Origin of the sequence: Psychrobacter sp. JCM 18901 (assembly GCF_000586435.1) — a bacterium.
Classification (GTDB): domain Bacteria; phylum Pseudomonadota; class Gammaproteobacteria; order Pseudomonadales; family Moraxellaceae; genus Psychrobacter.
The window spans coordinates 33,005-46,580 of record NZ_BAWH01000024.1 but is presented as its reverse complement, the minus strand read 5'-3'; the positions used below and the strand labels follow the sequence as shown (position 1 = coordinate 46,580).

Below are 13,576 nucleotides of genomic sequence, written 5' to 3'. Positions count from 1 at the left end.
AGGCTCAACAATTGGTTCAGGCTCAACAACTGGTTCAGGCTCAACAACTGGTTCAAGCATAGCACTAGTCACTGACTGCGCTAAATTATCATCAATACCGCTTTGCAGCTCATCGTGACTTGAAGCCGGATAATCAACATTATAAAGCTTTGGCGGCGGTGCTGACGCCTCATGTGCAATAGCATCTGGAGCTGATACCGAAGATACTGGTTCTATAGCTGGTACTTTGGTAACAGACCCATCACTATCATAAGTATTGCTCAAGACTTCATCGACTGGCAATGGACGAAACGCCAGTAAACGCAAAATGCACATCTCAAGCGCTTGCATCGGCGTACTTGCAAGTTTGACACCTTCACGGGCTTGTACAACAATCTCATAATATAGCTGCAATACATCAGGCTGATATGCTGAGCTAGCGTATAAATATCTTTTGCTTGCGCCTCATTGACATTGAGAGCGACCTCAGGCAACAGTTGGGTCAATGCCAACTGATGTAACAGCTCAGCAAGCCCATCGAACATGCTAGTCGCATCGACCATTTGCGCACGCATTTGCTCAATGTGAGCAGCAACCGCAGACTTATCATGATTATAAATATCCGTGGTTAGACGTACTAAGTCAGCGGCATCAATGAGGCCAAGCATTGCGTTGACAGTCGCATCATCCAGTGCTCCTTGACCAAAAGCAATGGCTTGATCGGTCAATGATAGAGCATCACGTACAGAACCTTTAGCTGCACTTGCCAATTGCCAAATGGCTGGCTGAGTATAGCTACCTGCTCTTTAGTCAAGATATTTGCCAAATGCTCGCTAAGTAACGTTTGCGGTAATGGTCGCAGAACGAACTGCAAGCAGCGCGAAATAATCGTAATCGGTAGCTTTTGTGGATCAGTCGTCGCTAATAAAAACTTAACATGCTCCGGTGGCTCTTCTAGCGTTTTAAGTAGCGCGTTAAAGCTGTGCGTAGACAGCATATGTACTTCATCAATCAGATAGACCTTATAACGCCCTTGGCTTGGCGCATAAGGCACATTGTCTAATAGCTCACGCGTGTCTTCAACCTTGGTACGAGAAGCGGCATCAATCTCAATAAGATCAATGAAACGCCCCTGATCAATAGCAACGCAGTTATCACATACACCGCAAGGAGTACTAGTAATACCAGTATCACAGTTCAAGCATTTAGATAAAATACGCGCAATCGTTGTCTTACCCACACCGCGTGTACCTGTAAACAGATAAGCATGATGCAGACGATTATAATCAATCGCATTAATCAGCGCTTGAGACACATGCGTCTGCCCAATCAACTCGTGAAAGTTTTTTGGTCGGTATTTGCGAGCTAAAAACTTGATATTGCTGCGTCATAATAAATGCCAATGTAAATAATACGAATATAAAGGAAGCGTCGGGTTAGTGAATCGTACTATGTTTAGGTTATAACTGAGCTTGAAGTTGGGCCAGTCGGTCATATAAGCGTTGAGTACTTTCATCAATCAATGAGCCTGCTTGATGAAAAATATCCAGATAAACCTCAGTGTTTACACTGTCTTCGCACGGCCTAAACTCTACACCTAGTAAAAATAAATCGTCCATTACTGGCTCTTGTAACTGGACGTTGATGTCTGACAATAAATCTTTATAAGAGAGCCTAACATTCTCTGCGCTTAGCGAACTGCTATCGTCCTGCGCATAAAACACCATGAGATAGTGGCGTCCAAATACATGATAAGAATGCTCATGACGGACATACCCATTCCAACGCGAGTCTTGATCTATGGTTCTATAAGCTAAGATTTTTTTCTACTAGACACGCATAGGTATATATTGACTCATCTGCCAAAATATCAACCTGCTCATTTGGTAAAGGTGTACCTGCTTCATGATAACGCTCAAGCACACTGTTGAATAGCTTGAACCACATACCCGTATTTTTTTGCATCTCAGCCATTAAAGCATCGGCAAACACAGTCTGATTCGGCTCTACTGCTTTAAGTAAGCGTAATTCAACTTGCTCAATTAACTCGTTATCGATTAGCTGCTCTTGCACCCTAATCGCTCTTTGATGAAAGTCAGGTGATTGTAGAAACTGTTTAAGCAATGTTGATTCGTTTTGAAATGATGCAAAACTAGATAGTTGACGACGATGAAAATCTAAAAAAGTTGTCAAATCACTTGGCGTCACCAACTGATTGAGGATATCAACGAAGTTTTGATGACTAAAGACTTGTAGGATATTTTGCTCATCATCTAAGTCTAAAACACAATCCTCTGCAAAAAAACCGACTGCCATATTCGTAGCCAACTGCATAAGATGAATGGCCCGACTGATCGTCTTGATGATTAATAGACAATGACGTCAAGCCAATAAAATAAACTGCTTTATCAGTTGTCGCGGCACTTCTATCTACAACTAGGCTATCGTTTTTTTGATAAATCTGAGCGTGGCGTTTGATGAGTTGGTTAACAACTTCTTTTCTCCACTCACGAACTTTAGCATTATCCACTTCTTGTCTATTCGCTTGCATCACAACCGTATTGACGAGCAGATAAATAGTAGCGCCAGAAAACTCAAAAACAAAATCATAACCCTGAAAATGATCAGAGTCAGTGATTTTGTCATCAGGCAACTCATACAATGATAAAAAGCATTGCTGAATCATTTTTTGCCATGGCGCATGTGATGCTTGCTGAATATCCATAATACCTCTATAAACGATATTTCACAAAAAAGCTGATACCCATTCTGTGAAAATGAGCAAAAGCTTTTTGTGCTGAGTTAAGTATCAGTTTGGATTTATAGCAAGCAAACCCATCTTAGCTATCTTGTTTGCGGCGCATATGCGGGAACAAGATCACATCACGGATACTAGCAGAGTCGGTAAATAGCATTACTAAACGGTCAATACCAATACCCTCACCAGCTGTCGGTGGCAAACCATAAGACAATGCTTCGATATACTCTTCATCGAAATGCATGGCTTCATCATCGCCCGCGTCTTTTTCAGCAACCTGACCACGGAAACGCTCGGCTTGGTCTGCTGGATCATTAAGCTCACTAAAACCATTGGCCAACTCACGACCACCAACGAACAGCTCAAAGCGATCGGTAATCTCAGGATTGTCATCACTACGGCGCGCTAGAGGCGAGGTCTCAGCTGGGTACTCAGTAATGAACGTTGGCTGACGTAATTGATGCTCAGCCGTTTCTTCAAAGATAATCGTCTGTAGTTTACCCACACCAAACACATCTTTGACTTGCTGCTTAAGTGTCGTAGATGCATATTCTGCTAGGTATTCACGATCATTGATACGTGTCATATCAAAGTTTTCAGCATATTTTGCAATCGCATCAGACATTGACAGACGAGCAAATGGTGCTTTTAGGCTAATGGCTTCTTCTTGATACGTAAGCTCTGTTGTGCCCAACACATCTATTGCTAACTGATTAAACAGACGCTCAGTCAAATCCATTAAGTCATGATAATCAGCGTATGCTTGATAGAACTCAATCATGGTAAATTCAGGGTTATGACGGGTTGAAACCCCTTCATTACGGAACTACGGTTAATCTCAAATACGCGCTCGAACCCGCCAACGACTAGACGCTTAAGATAAAGCTCAGGCGCGATACGTAGATATAAAGGCATGTCTAATGCATTATGATGCGTCTCAAACGGACGGGCTACTGCACCGCCTGGTATCGGATGCATCATTGGCGTTTCGACTTCCATAAAACGCTCATTTAGCATAAATTGACGAATACCACTAACGATCTGACTACGAACCATAAAGGTATTGCGAGTCGTCTCATTGGTCATCAAATCAAGATGACGATTACGATAGCGCGCCTCGACATCAGCCAAGCCATGGAACTTGTTTGGCATTGGACGTAGTGATTTGGTCAGTAGCGTAATTTCTTCAATATGCACATACAAATCGCCTTTACCTGAGCGACCGATGTAGCCTGACACCCCAACGATGTCACCCAAATCTAGTGATTTAATGCTCGCACGCGTTTCCTCATCAAGCTCTTTACGTGCTACATATAACTGAATACGGCCTGTCATATCTTGGATCACGATAAACGAACCACGGTTGAGCATGACTCGACCTGCCACGTTGACCTGTGTTTTTTCACCATTTGCTGCTTTTTCTTCAATTTCCTGCTTTGAGACACCATCAAAAGCCGTCTGTAAGTCTTGCGCATAATCAGTGCGTTTGAACGTATTAGGATACGGCTGTTTACCTGAAGCACTGATATCATCTAGCTTGGCTTGCAGTTGTGCGATTAGCTCGTTAGCATCTTCTACGACTGGGGTTTGATCTTGGTTCTGATTATTGTGCTTTGACATAACACTCTCAATATTTTTAGGTAATTAAATGGATAAACGAAAACAGAAAAATTAAATCAATACTTATTATTATAAGAACAGACATGGTGATAAAAACGATAAAACTACTGGTACTCTTAAAGACTAGCTACTAGTCATTGCCACCGATACTGGCCATCAAATCAGCCTGATGCTCACGCAGTAGTGCATCAAGAATCTCGTCCAAGTCGCCTTCCATAATGGAATCAAGCTTGTATAAGGTAAGGTTGATACGGTGATCGGTCATACGACCTTGTGGAAAATTATAGGTACGGATACGCTCAGAGCGATCGCCACTACCGACCAAGTCACGACGTATAGAGTCCGCCACATCGACCTGTGCTTGCACTTTGGCTTGTTGAATTTTAGAGACCAGCATTTTCATAGCATGCGCACGGTTTTTGTGTTGGCTACGCTCTTGCTGACACTCTACCACGGTACCTGTCGGAATGTGTGTCAAACGTACGGCAGAGTCAGTCGTGTTCACGTGCTGACCACCAGCGCCGCTTGAGCGGAAAGTATCCATTTTGATATCAGCAGGATTGATATCGACGGTATCATCAATCTCAACTTCCGGCATGACCGCAACCGTACAAGCTGACGTATGCACACGACCTTGGCTCTCGGTTTCAGGGACACGCTGTACGCGGTGAGCGCCTGATTCAAACTTTAGACGACCATATACACTATTGCCAGATACACGAGTGATGATTTCTTTATAACCGCCATGCTCACCTTCATTTGCAGAGAGCACTTCTAGTGTCCAGCCTTGGCTCTGCGCGTATTTTTGGTACATACGGAACAAGTCACCAGAGAAAATCGCTGCTTCATCGCCACCTGTCCCTGCACGAATCTCTAAAAATGCTGGTACTTTATCGTTAGGATCTTTGGGTAGCATCATCAGATTGAGCGCTTCTTCCATCTCTACGATGGTATCACGCGCACTCTCAATCTCATCGATCATCATCTCTTTCATGTCAGGATCTGTTGCATCAGCTAGCATCGCTTCTGCATCGGCCTGATCCGTTTCTGCACCCACGTAGTTTTGCCACAGTGTCGTGATCTCCATCAAGTCGCTGTGCTCAACAGACAATTCACGGAACTTATTATTATCACTGATGACACTAGGATCTGACAATAAAGCGGTGACCTCTTCATAACGGTCTACCATCTGGTCTAAACGCAGGCGTAAGGATTCTTTCATAAAAGGACTTTTAATTAGATAAGAGGAATAAGCCCGTGATTATAGCAAATTTTTTTGGGGTAAATTAAAACCTCTAATCATTCTTGTTGATATTGTCGGTAATCTCGATGTTATCTTCTCAAACATCTCTGTTTATATTTAGATGTCACAGCTTAATTTCAATAGCAAAAACAACAGACAAAAAAATAGCTAAGAATATTCTTAGCTATTTTTATCAAAACAAGTAGTCAAAGTATTAGACCTTGCGAACTAAGACCGATCCAATAGAGTAACCTGCACCAAATGAGCAAATAACGCCCAGATCGCCTGATACTAAGTCATCTTTGTGGCGATGGAATACAATCATAGGACTCGCTGAGCTAGTATTGGCAAATTCAGCAATAACACTCGGAGCAATCGATTTATCGGCATCTTTACCAACCACGGTACGTAGAATCAAATCCAACATATTGGCATTGGCTTGATGCAACCACATCATCTTAACATCAGATGTTGGGATGTCGTTTTCTTGCAAGTGCTCAGTGATAATCTCTGACACTTTCGGACAGACTTCACGGAATACTTTACGACCGTTTTGCAAAAACAGCTTGTCAGTGACCGGTGCTTTGATATCTGGATACATTTCAGTCTGTGCTGCTAGATACTCTGAGCGATCCATAAAGCCATATTCATTTTTAATGTTGGTCGAAAACTGAGTAAATAGCTTAGAATTTAGAATCTCATAACCTTTTGGCGTATCTAATTCTTCAACGATAGAAGCGGTCGCCACATCACCGAAGATAAAGTGGCTGTCACGGTTACGCCAGTTTAGATGCGCTGAGGTAATCTCAACATTGACCACAGCCACACGTTTGGCAAGACCAGAAACAATAGAGCCATGCGCTTGCGATAAACCAAACGTTGCCGCACTACAGGCGACGTTCATATCATAAGCGAAGCCGCCAACCATACCAATGGCATTTTGGATTTCAATAGCAACCGCAGGATAAGTGCGCTGGAAATTTGAGCAAGCAAGGATAATACCATCTAGATCGTTGGCCTCAAGTCCAGCATCAGCCAATGCGTCTTTTAACGCAGCCGCGCCCATTTCTGCCATCACAGACAGCTCTTCACCTAAGTTACGATAGGCAATGACTGGTGCCATGATTTCAGGGTCTAAAATACCGTCTTTTTCCATCACATAACGTGATTTGATACCAGATACTTTTTCGATGAAAGCAGCTGAAGAAGGCTCAAGTGCCGTCATTGTCTCTGCAGCTATCTCTTCAGCATGTTCGGTATTATAGTTTTCAACATACTGGTTAAATGACTCAACTAGCTCTTCGTTACTAATGCTGTAAGGTGGGATATAAAGACCAGTGCCTGTGATACAAGTCGTCATGATAAGCTTCCTTGTCTACTACTGTGGTGCTTGGAATAAGCATAAAAGTGGAAAAATAATAGCCATTCAAATTCAGTGAATAACTGTAAACTTAAAATCAGTGTGTTTATTATGCCTGAATATTATAATTTTTCTAATACTTTGTTACAAATAATCTGTTTCTTGCCATAAATTAGCAAAGACTGCCGTCCTTTTGCGATAGCTACGTTATAATTGGCATCATTTATTCTGTACTATTCATCGAACTATCTTGATTATTCAGAATATTGATACGCGCTCATATTTAGGAATACTAATGGCAGAACTTCTCAACTGGTTATTTGGTCAATACGCTGACTACTCTACAATATTCATCATTCTTGAACTGATTGCCGTTGTCTTCGGCGTAGCAAGTGTCTTACTCGCCAGCAAAACCAATATTTTAGTCTTCCCTATCGGTCTGGTCAGCACTGCTATATTTGTGTACCTACTGTGGAAGTGGCAGCTGTTTGGCGATATGTTCATCAATGCTTACTATACCGTGATGAGCTTGTATGGCTGGATTAACTGGTCAAAGAATAAGAAAAACCAGTCTGTTGAGCACAAGCAGTCAAATGCCAATAATGTCCGTATTGAGCATTTGCATGCAGGTGACATCCCGATACTATCTGCTTTGGCAGCAGGAACGATAGCTTTTGTAGGATTGGTTTATTACTTCCGTCCAGTGATTAATAATGGCTTCAGTTTCGATGGTGCGGTACTTGGAATCCATCTATTTACTTGGGTCGACTATACTGACATGCTCACTACGGCTTTATTTTTAATGGCAATGTGGCTCATGGCGCGGCGTAAGATTGAGCATTGGATACTCTGGATCATCGCTGATGCGATATCGGTACCGCTATACTTCTATAAAGGTTTTACTTTTACCGCGCTACAATATGTAGTCTTCACTCTTATCGCAATCTGGGCATACTATGAATGGCAACGACGCTACCGCGTACAACCTCGAGCAACATACGCCTAAACCTGTCATCAACGTCGCGGTTTTAGGAGCAGAAAGTACGGGTAAGACGACCTTATGTCGTGATTTGGCCGAGCATTTTGATACTCCTTGGGTGTCAGAATATATGCGCACCTACTTACAGGCAAAATGGGACGACGAGCAGCTGACTTGTACGCGGGAAGATCTACTACCTATCGCACAGGGGCAGATGACACTAGAGAATACCTTGGCCAAACAAGTCGCTCAGTCGTCTAATGCCAGTCATTATTTGTTTTGCGATACCAGTTTGTTTGAGCTGATGGTTTATTCTTATTGGTATTATGGCGACTGCCCAACGGATCTTGAGCAAGCAGCGTTGGCGCATCACTATGATTTGATATTATTGACTGAGGTTGATACGCCATGGGTGGCTGATGACCTGCGAGACAGTCCACACCAACGCGATGAGATAAGCGACTATTTCGCCAGTCAATTAAGCAAGCATCAAAAACCATTTCAACGCATTAGTGGCGATAAAAAAGCGCGCGTTCAGCAAGTAGTAGCGCAGCTCGCTAATATAGATAATATATCGCCTGACTAAAACTAAATAGCTATACCCAAAAAAATTATTCATATTTGTGTCTTTAAGACTTTCTTGTCTTTAAAACTTAAGAGATACCCATGCTAAAGAAGTTTGAGCTTTACTTAGAAAAAACCATATTTAATAGCCGCTGGATACTGGCACCTTTTTATCTAGGGCTTGTGTTGGGCATTATTTTATTATTTATTAAATTTGTCCAAAAGCTATGGTATATGTTTGCTGACATTCTGACGGCCTCTGAAGCCAGTGTGATTGTAGATATATTGGTATTGGTTGATATCTCTCTAGTTGCCAGTTTATTGCTTATCATTATATTCAGTGGCTACGAGATTTTTGTCTCAAAAATCGATACTGGCACTCATGATGATCGTCCTAGCTGGATGGGCAAAGTAGACTTTTCTGGCCTAAAGCTCAAAGTTATCGGAGCGATCGTTGCTATCTCGGCGATTGACCTTTTGAAATCCTTTATGGATATATCTAGTGGAATGAGTGAACTTGATGCTGACAAGCTCATGTGGAAGGTCATTATTCATATGACCTTTGTGTTGTCTGGCTTGTTATTCGCTATTATGGATAAAGTCGTTGGCGACACGAAAAAGCATTAAGCACATGAATAATCGAAAAATAATTATCCGAAAATATCAACTTTCACCCTTTCACAGTTATTTCATACTTCCTGCACATCTTCTCTTCACGCCCTCTCTATGATGTCTTTTAAAGCCACAGTCTGCTATCTCGGCAGCTGTGGACTAAAGACACTTAGGAGACGACAACATGCAAAAAAACATTATTGACTAAGTTATCCATCATTGTAGGACTTTGTATCGTTTTTTTCGATTGGTCTCAGTATGATTAGCGACATCATATATGAGAGACAATACTACACAGAGTCAGTGATAAAAGAAATCACCGAGCAGCACGTCAATCCACAAGAAGTCATTAATCCATTTATCGCCATCCCTACGACAGTCACACCAGCATGTCAGTCATCTGATACACCAAATGTAAAGAACAAATGCGAACCGTCATACTCGAAAATCGAGACGATATTTGCCTTTCAGACGCAGGCAGCACAGAACCTAAAAGTAAACACAGACACCTATAAACGCGGTATCTATAGCGCTACTAGCTATGATGGTCAGCTGACATTCAATCAAAGTTATACGCTTGGTAAGACTTTAAAAAAATTTAGACCAGGCTGGAACTACAATTGACGATGATGCAGATAAGACACAGCTAGCCAAAACCATTACCCACTGGAACAAGGTAAAACTTATCATTCCTGTGTCTGATTTGCGCGGTGTCGCTACCCTGCCTACTGTCACAATTAATCAAAAAAACAATTGCAGCAAACTATCCGCAGATACCAATAATAGAGAACTTAACCTATGTCGAAGTAGATATTCCTAAAGATGTATTGGATCAATTAATCAATCCTACTAGCCAGCAGAATAAAGACAGCCTTGTTGCCACAAGCTCAGCGGGTATAAATTTAGATAAATCAGAGGTAAATAGCCAGTTATCTAATCCTAGAGACAATCAAGCGCTCAATATTATGATCGACTTGCCATTAGCTGGCATTAGTAATGTAACGACTGTCCCAACTGGGCAGAACTTTACTCTGTCTATGCACAGCGATTGGCAGACACCAAACTTCATCGGTAAATCACTGCCAAATATCAAGAGCATTACCGCTGCAGGATTCGATGCCAGTTGGCAAAATCAGTATTTAACTATCGCTAATAACCAATACCTCTCTCAATGTCTCAGCGCGCCTAACCATCAATGTACTGTCATAAGTGAACCAACACTTAATACCGATAGTCATTCGTACAATCCTGATTCTTTTGAAGCATCAAGAGGTTTGACGGCAGACAGTATGGCAGTAGCTGGCAGCAATCAAAGTATTCTGCTAAACAGCTTTGGCGTTAGTTTTGCGAGCCCTAACGATGTCTATCTACAAACTGAACGAGCCATGAAGTACGCCTTGCTATTAATTTTGGTATCGTTTGGTACTTTCTTTTTATTTGAAGTACTCAAATCAAGTCACATCCACCCTATTCAGTATCTGCTCGTCGGCTGCGCACTATTTGTCTTTTATGTCTTATTACTGCCGCTTGCGGAACAAATCGCATTTTGGCAAGCCTATACGGTAGCAGCCAGTGCTTGTGTCGGGCTTATTGGCTGGTATAGCTACTACGTATTTGGTGGTTTCAAACGGGCAGTAATCTTTACCGCGACGCTTGCTGGACTATATGCTGCGTTTTTCGGTATTTTAAGTACAGAAGATCTCAATCTATTACTGGGTGCGATATTCTGCTTTGTGATACTTGCCTGCGTGATGGTGATGACTCGCAAACTTGACTGGTATAAAGTGACATAAATGATGAGAGCCATGCGCTGTATAAAACAAGTCAGACAAAATGTCAGTAAATGAGAGGTTTTTATCTGATAATTTGAAAAAATTGGCTGCCTTAGCTTATTAACTGAGCTAAGGCAGCCAAGTAGTCATATTATTTGACGATATGATTGTTTAACGCTTTAGCCCAATTATTGCAATTATCCTCGCAGCGCGGGCAACACTGATTGGGGTCAGAGATTTCATCAACGTAACCGCAATACATACAAGCATAATAAACACCTGCTTCTACTTGCTCGACCGGTCGGTATTGCTTGGGGAAAAGCGGCATCCCGTAGTCTGTTTTTTCAGAGGTGTGCAATAAAATACTAAAATTGCCATCAGCTTCGAGCAAACCAGTACGCACTTGACCTAAATGCTCAACCCCTTGTTGGCGCATTTCAGCAAAAAACTCATCGTGTGACATTTCACCTTTTTTTGATTTTATCAAGCACCAGCATGCCATCTTCTACAATATACATTGAGCGCCCCTCTAGCAGGTCTTCAAAAGGCTGAAATTTCATCATCGCCCAAGTACAAAGCCTATAGAGCGAAATGACGGTACCCATGATTAATACCGCTTGAATGATGGGCAGGTCTTCGGTGAACATGGGATCACCTGCAATAGACCTAGCGATAAAATGATGGTTAACTCAAAAATAGAGAGCTGACGGACACCGCGCTTACCAGTAAATCGTAAAAATGTGATAATCAATACAAACATGACAGTGACACGTATTAAGATTTCAAAGGCAAATAACCAAGTTGTGTCATGAATAAAAATACTTGCCCAATCCATACTATCGTTTCCTATTTATTTATCTGATTTATTGTGTTTAATGAATGTTGTTCTAAAGATTCATTTGATGCAAAGCACATCATCCCTATTTTTAGACCTTATCGTCAATACAACTATCGTTATTCTGATTTAAAAGAGACTTTTTGCCATAAGTACGACAAAATATCCTGTCCTGTGAGACAGCTACGAACCATGAATTGAATTAATCAGTTATAAATCTATTATCTTTGCTAAGAATAAACGTTCGTTATAACAGCGTATCTTAAGACCTAAAACTAAAATCCTATGTTTGCCTGTTTTGTGCCATTTATTCATTGTAGGAATTACTTTTGAAAGCCACGATTTATACTATTATTGCGTTAATCGCCTTTGCTGCAAATTCTCTGTTTTGCCGAATGGCATTGGCGGAAGGCTACATCGATGCTTGGAGCTTTACCATCATCAGGCTAGTGAGTGCGACGGCCTGTCTAGGTATTATCATGGCTATACATGCTTACAGACTGCGACGCCAAACGTCTAATCATGACGAATCTACTGTCCACGCTATATTAAATGACAAAGGCAGTTGGTTAAGTAGTCTCAGCTTGGTGATTTATGCGCTGTGCTTTTCAATTGCGTATGTAGAGCTGGATACTGGCACTGGGGCATTGATTTTGTTTTCAGCGGTTCAGCTGACGATGATTGGCTGGGGTATCTATAAAAAAGAACAGCTCAGCGCGCTACAATGGTTAGCGTTTGTCGTTGCAGTGGCGGGGTTTGTATATCTGATGTTGCCATCCGCTGCCATACCGTCACCATTGGCTGCAGCGTTAATGGCTATGAGCGGCATAGCTTGGGGAGTATATAGTATACGCGGCAAATCATGTGTCTCACCGCTGCGAGCGACAGGGTTTAATTTTGTGCGTAGTTTAGTCGCTGTGCCTATACTACTACTGGTAGGTATGACGTATCTAGATGACTTAGGTTTGAAAAATATCAATTTGGATGCTATTACCATTGAAGGTGTACTACTCGCCTGTGCATCCGGAGCGATCGCCTCAGGGTTGGGCTATAGTATCTGGTATACAGCGATGCCACTATTGAAAAACACACAAGCCGCTATCGTTCAGCTATGTGTCCCTGTGATTGCTGCGTTGCTAGGTGTGATATTTTTATCTGAGCAGTTAACTATGCCCTTTATTATCGCAAGTACGGTCATTTTGGGCGCGGTCTTGGTGTTTACCTTAAATAAAAAAGTACCGGTATAAAATAATGCTATTAACAACCTATCATTAGCTAAACTGCTCAGAAAAAGTTCCAGCTTATGATTCTACCAGACAACATAAAATGCCCCGACTCTTATAAATCGAGGCGTTTTATATTCGAGTTATTATTTTAATATTGCTAGTCTACGGTCAACAGTCGTTGAACAACAGCATTTAAGCAACAGTAACTTCTAGACGAGTATCGACATTGCCGCGAGTAGCATTAGAATACGGGCACACCTGATGCGTAGCTCGATCAACTGCTGCGCCTGCGCTTCATCAATACCTGATACTTCTACAGACAGCTCTATCTCTAGGTTGTAGCTACCGTCAGCTTTCATACCGATACCTACTTGCGCAGAGGTTTTTGAAGCGGTAACAGGCAATTTCATGTGCTGTGCAGTCATGCTCAAAGCGCTATCAAAACAAGCCGCGTAACCCATGGCAAAAAGCTGTTCTGGATTCACGCCTTCTTTGTCTTGCTCTTGAAAAGATACCAAGTCAAATCCTAAAGAACCATCGTCTAATCCAGTATAGCCAGAACGTCCACCAGTAGCGGTTGCACGCGTTTTATAAAATATTTTCATGAGTAATTATTCCTTGTTTCATA

At 41.9% G+C, this 13,576-nt stretch carries 11 protein-coding genes and 6 pseudogenes; 6 read left to right on the top strand and 11 right to left on the bottom strand.

From position 1 onward, the window contains the following. From TT11_RS14705 to TT11_RS14670, 9 genes and pseudogenes are all read right to left on the bottom strand, one after another. Positions 1–264, bottom strand: a pseudogene (locus TT11_RS14705) (hypothetical protein); the annotation flags it as partial. A gap of 66 nt (positions 265–330) precedes the next feature. Beyond that, positions 331–647 (bottom strand): annotated as a pseudogene (locus TT11_RS17495) (DNA polymerase III subunit gamma/tau); the annotation flags it as partial. 24 nt (positions 648–671) lie between these two features. Next, positions 672–1,357: pseudogene (gene dnaX, locus TT11_RS17490) on the bottom strand (DNA polymerase III subunit gamma/tau); the annotation flags it as partial. An 82-nt stretch (positions 1,358–1,439) separates the two neighbouring features. Next, positions 1,440–1,706, bottom strand: a complete 267-nt coding sequence (locus tag TT11_RS14695; protein ID WP_261870980.1) for a hypothetical protein — start codon at positions 1,704–1,706, stop codon at positions 1,440–1,442. Between the two features lie 79 nt (positions 1,707–1,785). Further along, a complete protein-coding gene (locus TT11_RS14690; protein ID WP_261870979.1) occupies positions 1,786–2,295 on the bottom strand; it encodes a hypothetical protein in 510 nt (169 codons plus the stop codon). Further along, positions 2,249–2,704 carry a hypothetical protein gene (locus tag TT11_RS14685; protein ID WP_261870978.1) on the bottom strand — a complete coding sequence of 152 codons (456 nt, stop codon included), beginning with the start codon at positions 2,702–2,704 and terminating at the stop codon, positions 2,249–2,251. The genes TT11_RS14690 and TT11_RS14685 overlap by 47 nt, the downstream gene beginning before the upstream one ends. Before the next feature lie 115 nt (positions 2,705–2,819). Further along, positions 2,820–4,357, bottom strand: a pseudogene (gene lysS / locus TT11_RS14680) (lysine--tRNA ligase). Positions 4,358–4,487: 130 nt separating this feature from the next. Beyond that, on the bottom strand, positions 4,488–5,579 hold the full coding sequence (gene prfA, locus TT11_RS14675; protein WP_057760300.1) for a peptide chain release factor 1: 1,092 nt from the start codon (positions 5,577–5,579) through the stop codon (positions 4,488–4,490). A 235-nt stretch (positions 5,580–5,814) separates the two neighbouring features. Next, positions 5,815–6,960 (bottom strand): beta-ketoacyl-ACP synthase III, encoded by a 1,146-nt coding sequence (locus tag TT11_RS14670; RefSeq protein ID WP_261870977.1) that lies wholly within the window; start codon positions 6,958–6,960, stop codon positions 5,815–5,817. A gap of 295 nt (positions 6,961–7,255) precedes the next feature. Here TT11_RS14670 and pnuC point away from each other — a divergent pair, with 295 nt between their 5' ends. The 5 genes from pnuC to TT11_RS14645 all read left to right on the top strand — a co-directional run bounded on the left by pnuC (position 7,256) and on the right by TT11_RS14645 (position 10,908). Next, positions 7,256–7,966, top strand: coding sequence for a nicotinamide riboside transporter PnuC (pnuC, locus tag TT11_RS14665; protein WP_261870976.1), 711 nt, complete (start codon positions 7,256–7,258; stop codon positions 7,964–7,966). After that, on the top strand, positions 7,917–8,525 hold the full coding sequence (locus TT11_RS14660; RefSeq protein WP_261870975.1) for an ATP-binding protein: 609 nt from the start codon (positions 7,917–7,919) through the stop codon (positions 8,523–8,525). Before pnuC ends, TT11_RS14660 begins: the two co-directional genes overlap by 50 nt. Positions 8,526–8,605: 80 nt before the next feature. Beyond that, a complete protein-coding gene (locus TT11_RS14655) occupies positions 8,606–9,130 on the top strand; it encodes a TIGR00645 family protein (protein ID WP_101204361.1) in 525 nt (174 codons plus the stop codon). 231 nt (positions 9,131–9,361) lie between these two features. After that, on the top strand, positions 9,362–9,739 hold the full coding sequence (locus TT11_RS14650; RefSeq protein WP_261870983.1) for an inner membrane CreD family protein: 378 nt from the start codon (positions 9,362–9,364) through the stop codon (positions 9,737–9,739). 86 nt (positions 9,740–9,825) lie between these two features. Then, positions 9,826–10,908 carry an inner membrane CreD family protein gene (locus TT11_RS14645; RefSeq protein ID WP_261870974.1) on the top strand — a complete coding sequence of 361 codons (1,083 nt, stop codon included), beginning with the start codon at positions 9,826–9,828 and terminating at the stop codon, positions 10,906–10,908. 130 nt (positions 10,909–11,038) lie between these two features. On the opposite strand, the pseudogene TT11_RS14640 reads toward TT11_RS14645, so the two are convergent. Continuing rightward, positions 11,039–11,722: pseudogene (locus TT11_RS14640) on the bottom strand (DUF421 domain-containing protein). A gap of 329 nt (positions 11,723–12,051) precedes the next feature. Between TT11_RS14640 and TT11_RS14635 the strand changes: the two are divergent. Further along, positions 12,052–12,969 (top strand): DMT family transporter, encoded by a 918-nt coding sequence (locus TT11_RS14635; protein ID WP_261870973.1) that lies wholly within the window; start codon positions 12,052–12,054, stop codon positions 12,967–12,969. A 171-nt stretch (positions 12,970–13,140) separates the two neighbouring features. On the opposite strand, the pseudogene TT11_RS14630 reads toward TT11_RS14635, so the two are convergent. Beyond that, a pseudogene (locus tag TT11_RS14630) lies at positions 13,141–13,553 on the bottom strand (organic hydroperoxide resistance protein). Positions 13,554–13,576 lie beyond the last annotated feature (23 nt).

Excerpts from the sequence above, each read along its gene's own strand:
- TT11_RS14655 (WP_101204361.1), top strand. The coding sequence starts at position 8,606 with ATGCTAAAGAAGTTTGAGCTTTACTTAGAAAAAACCATATTTAATAGC.
- TT11_RS14695 (WP_261870980.1), bottom strand. The coding sequence starts at position 1,706 with ATGGTGTTTTATGCGCAGGACGATAGCAGTTCGCTAAGCGCAGAGAAT.
- TT11_RS14660 (WP_261870975.1), top strand. The coding sequence starts at position 7,917 with ATGAATGGCAACGACGCTACCGCGTACAACCTCGAGCAACATACGCCT.
- pnuC (WP_261870976.1), top strand. The coding sequence starts at position 7,256 with ATGGCAGAACTTCTCAACTGGTTATTTGGTCAATACGCTGACTACTCT.
- prfA (WP_057760300.1), bottom strand. The coding sequence starts at position 5,579 with ATGAAAGAATCCTTACGCCTGCGTTTAGACCAGATGGTAGACCGTTAT.
- TT11_RS14670 (WP_261870977.1), bottom strand. The coding sequence starts at position 6,960 with ATGACGACTTGTATCACAGGCACTGGTCTTTATATCCCACCTTACAGC.
- TT11_RS14690 (WP_261870979.1), bottom strand. The coding sequence starts at position 2,295 with ATGGCAGTCGGTTTTTTTGCAGAGGATTGTGTTTTAGACTTAGATGAT.
- TT11_RS14685 (WP_261870978.1), bottom strand. The coding sequence starts at position 2,704 with ATGGATATTCAGCAAGCATCACATGCGCCATGGCAAAAAATGATTCAG.